At 63.5% G+C, this 3,692-nt stretch carries 6 protein-coding genes and 1 pseudogene; 5 read left to right on the top strand and 2 right to left on the bottom strand.

All coding sequences use genetic code 11. The features are described 5' to 3' along the window. The 5 genes from ENZ74_RS25525 to ENZ74_RS25505 all read left to right on the top strand — a co-directional run. Positions 1-201, top strand: a 201-nt coding sequence (locus tag ENZ74_RS25525; RefSeq protein ID WP_164761199.1) for a glycine cleavage T C-terminal barrel domain-containing protein, incomplete at its 5' end; no start/stop codon positions are given. Next, positions 194-778: a sarcosine oxidase subunit gamma gene (locus ENZ74_RS25520; RefSeq protein ID WP_063168972.1), complete on the top strand. Its 585-nt coding sequence runs from the start codon at positions 194-196 to the stop codon at positions 776-778. The genes ENZ74_RS25525 and ENZ74_RS25520, both read left to right, overlap by 8 nt. A gap of 60 nt (positions 779-838) precedes the next feature. Continuing rightward, positions 839-1,069 carry a hypothetical protein gene (locus ENZ74_RS25515; RefSeq protein WP_024502775.1) on the top strand — a complete coding sequence of 77 codons (231 nt, stop codon included), beginning with the start codon at positions 839-841 and terminating at the stop codon, positions 1,067-1,069. 77 nt (positions 1,070-1,146) lie between these two features. Then, positions 1,147-1,932 (top strand): ThuA domain-containing protein, encoded by a 786-nt coding sequence (locus ENZ74_RS25510; protein WP_027161369.1) that lies wholly within the window; start codon positions 1,147-1,149, stop codon positions 1,930-1,932. Between the two features lie 69 nt (positions 1,933-2,001). Beyond that, a complete protein-coding gene (locus ENZ74_RS25505) occupies positions 2,002-3,051 on the top strand; it encodes a Gfo/Idh/MocA family oxidoreductase (protein ID WP_063168971.1) in 1,050 nt (349 codons plus the stop codon). 42 nt (positions 3,052-3,093) lie between these two features. On the opposite strand, the gene ENZ74_RS25500 is transcribed toward ENZ74_RS25505, so the two are convergent. Together ENZ74_RS25500 and ENZ74_RS35350 are read right to left on the bottom strand one after the other, a co-directional pair. Next, a complete protein-coding gene (locus ENZ74_RS25500; RefSeq protein ID WP_013529664.1) occupies positions 3,094-3,342 on the bottom strand; it encodes a DUF680 domain-containing protein in 249 nt (82 codons plus the stop codon). A gap of 197 nt (positions 3,343-3,539) precedes the next feature. Beyond that, a pseudogene (locus ENZ74_RS35350) lies at positions 3,540-3,692 on the bottom strand (TetR/AcrR family transcriptional regulator); the annotation flags it as partial.

Here is a 3,692-nt window from a genome sequence, read left to right as displayed (position 1 = left end):
ATCCCGATGAAGATGATCGGTCACGTCACCTCGAGCTACTGGTCGGAAAATTGCGGCCGCTCGATCGCGCTGGCGCTGGTCGCCGGCGGCCGCGACCGGATGGGCGACACGCTCTACGTGCCGATGCCGAACGGGGTGATCGAAGTGGAGGTTACCGGCATGGTGTTCTTCGACGAGACGGGAGGGCGCCTCAATGGCTAAGGCCGCTGCAAGGAAGACGGCTCCGGCTGCATCGCCTTCGGTCGAGCGCCGTCCGGCGCTGGCTGGACGCAGCACCACTGCTGCCGCCGTCAAGGTCGAGGTGCTGCCGCCGGCCGAGCGCATTTCGCTGCGTGCGCCGGAGGCTTCGGCCGCAGCGCTTTCGAAGGCGCTCGGCGTGACCTTGCCGAAAAAGCCGAAGACATCCTCCTCGAAGGGCGGGCGCACCGCCTTGTGGCTCGGCCCCGACGAATGGCTTGTCATCGATGAAGCCGGCAACGATCCGCTGGCCGATTGCGCCGGGGTTGCCGCTTTGCACTCGGCGGTCGGCATCTCGCATCGCAACATCGCGATATCAGTGACGGGCGCGGGGGCAGCGGCGACGATCAATGCGGGCTGCCCGCAGGATCTGTCGCTCGACGCCTTCCCGGTGGGCGCGGCGTCGCGCACCATCCTGGGCAAGACCGAGATCGTGCTGTTGCGCACAGCCGCCGATGCCTTCCGGGTCGAATGCTGGCGTTCCTTCTCGGACTATGTCTTTACTTTCCTGTCCGAGGGATCGCGCGACGCGGCGGTCTGAACTCGGAACGTTTTGCAGGGCACGCTCGTTCTGCATCCGCACGCCGAGGGAGAAATGCCGATGCCGTCGAATTCCGCGCCGAAGTCGCCGGTCAAAAAGACATCGGCCGTCCGCTCGCTCGAACATGAGCGACATGAAGCCCCGAGCGCCGAAGAGGAACTCGAGGAAGGCCTCGAAGACACGTTCCCGGCCAGCGATCCGGTATCCATTACCGGAACCGCCATCCCCGGCGCACCGGCGAAACCGGGCAAGGCCAAGACCGTGCCGGGGCGCAAGAAGCGCAAGACCTAGTATTCCATCGGGCCAGATCGCATCGGACCTTCTCAATCTCCTTGGGCGTGCTATTTAAAGCGCTTTGGGAGATGAAAATGCCGACAAAAGCGATCGTTTGGGGCGAGAACGTCCACGAGCAGACCAATGAAGCCGTGCGCGAACTCTATCCCTTGGGGATGCACGGCACCATCGCCGCCGCGCTCAACCAGGACAAGGGCATCGAGGCGGCCACCGCCACCTTGCAGGAGCCCGAGCACGGCCTGAGCGAAAAGCGCCTGGCGGCCACCGACGTGCTTTTGTGGTGGGGCCACGCGGCGCATGGCGAGGTCAAGGACGAGATCGTCGAGCGGGTGCAGAAGCGGGTCTGGGAAGGGATGGGCCTGATCGTGCTCCATTCCGGCCACTACTCGAAGATCTTCAAGCGGCTGATGGGCACGCCCTGTTCGCTGAAATGGCGCGAGGCGGGCGAGCGCGAGCGCGTCTGGGCGATCAACCGCGGCCACCCGATCGCGCAAGGCATTGGCGAGTGCCTGGAGATCGGCGAGACCGAAATGTATGGCGAGCCGTTCGCGGTGCCGGAGCCGCTGGAGACGGTGTTCGTCTCCTGGTACGAGGGCGGCGAGGTGTTCCGGTCAGGGCTGACCTACCAGCGCGGCGCGGGACGGATCTTCTACTTCTCGCCCGGCCACGAAACCTATCCGATCTATCACAATGAGGGCGTGCAGCAGGTGCTGCGCAACGCCGTCCATTGGGCGCACAATCCGGCGCCGGCCTGGTCCGGCATCACCAATGCGCCGAACGTGCCGACGGATGCGGCCAAGGAGAAGATCGTGCAGAAGGGGCTGCGCCTGCATGCCGATGGCGACAAGGGCCTGAGCTGATTGGGGCGGCCTGAGCTGATCGGGCCTGAGTTGCCCAAGGCGTGAGTTGATTTTGGGGGCTTGGGGCTAATGCATCGAATTCTTCTGCTCGGCACCGGCGGTATCGCCGGGCATCATGTCGAGGAGTTTGCCGGGATTCCCGGCTGCAGCATCGTCGCCTGTGTCGACCAGGTGCCCGGTCGCGCTGCGGCGTTCGCCGCGGCCAGCAAGATCGGCGATTCTTTCGAGAGCCTGGAGGCGGCGATCGCCTGGGGCCAGTTCGATGCCGCCATCAACGCGACGCCGGATGGTGCCCATAGGGCGACGACGCTGGCGCTGCTCGGCGTAGGAAAACATGTGTTTTGCGAAAAGCCGCTGGCGCCGAATCATGCCGACGCACTTGCTATGACCGAAGCGGCCGAGGCTGCCGGGGTGATCAACATGGTCAACCTCACCTATCGCAACTCACCGGCGATCCACGAGGCGCGGCGCATGGTTCAGGCCGGCGAGATCGGCGCATTGCGCCATGTCGAGGCGAGCTACCGGCAAAGCTGGCTGGTCAGCAAATCATGGGGTGACTGGCGGGTCGAGGACAAATGGCTGTGGCGCTTGTCCAGCCGGCACGGTTCGACCGGCGTGCTGGGCGATGTCGGCATCCATATCCTGGATTTCGCCACCTATGGCGCCGGCCAGGATATCGTCAGCCTGCATGCCGATCTGGTGACGTTTCCGAAGGCCGAGGGCGAGCGCATCGGCGACTATGTGCTGGACGCCAATGACAGCGTGGCAATGACGGCGCGGCTCGATTGCGGCGCGCTCGCCACGATCGTGGCGAGCCGCTACATGACCGGTCACGCCAACGATCTGTCGCTGGCCCTGCACGGCACCCAGGGCGCCATCAAGGTCGAGACCGACGGCAAGGCATCGAGCCTGTCGGCCTGCCTCGGCGGGGATGTCGATCTTCAGCGCTGGCGGACTTTGGATCTGCCCAGTGTCAAGCGCAATGCGCGACGCTTTGCCGATGCGCTGGATGCAGGCCGGAATGGCGATCCGTCGTTCCGGCGCGCCGCCGACATGCAGAAGCTGATCGACGCAGCCTTTGAAAGTTCAGCGGCGAAGCTGCCGATTTCGGTCGCTTGAAGCTGGCCGACTTGTGCCGGCCAGACGTGATCTTTGCTGATATCAGAATGCGCTCGGCACAATCCACGGATTGATGCTGATGCCGAGCCGCGGGCCCTTGCCTTCAGCGGTGTTTTCCGTGGCACCCTTCTTCTCGACCGAACCGGTCGAAGCGCAATCGAGCTTCAGGTTGGTCTTGGTGTCAACGCAGGCCGCCACCGGCGCATGCTTGACCGGATGGGTGGTGTTGGCGGCGAAAGCCGAGCCCGAAAGTGCCAGCACGGCGGCGAGGGTGAGGAGTGTCTTTTTCATTGTCAGTCTCCGGTTTCCGGGTCGAATTCAATTCGTACCGACGGGTGAATTTTTCTCGTACATGTACGATAGACTGTACATATACGCCGTCGATTGGGAATTCAAGGGAAAACCGTACGCGTACGATAAATTTTTCGTTAACCAAGAAATCCCCCCAGGGTCTGGCTGGGGCGGAGAGAAAATATGGAAATGAAAGGTCAGCAGTTGACCGGTGTCTCGGTCAATGGCGGGACGTTTTGCGTGCTGAGCGTGGCGAGCGTGAAATCGCACATCCGCTTCACGAAGGCCTGCGGGTCGCCGAAGGGGTAGAATGGAAAGGTGATGAGCAGCGAGATCGTGCCGTGGCCAAC

The sequence above is a fragment of the Mesorhizobium sp. M7A.F.Ca.CA.002.15.2.1 genome (assembly GCF_003998715.1).
In the GTDB taxonomy this organism is placed as follows: Bacteria; Pseudomonadota; Alphaproteobacteria; order Rhizobiales; family Rhizobiaceae; genus Mesorhizobium; species Mesorhizobium ciceri.
This window is presented reverse-complemented; position numbering and strand designations above follow the sequence as displayed.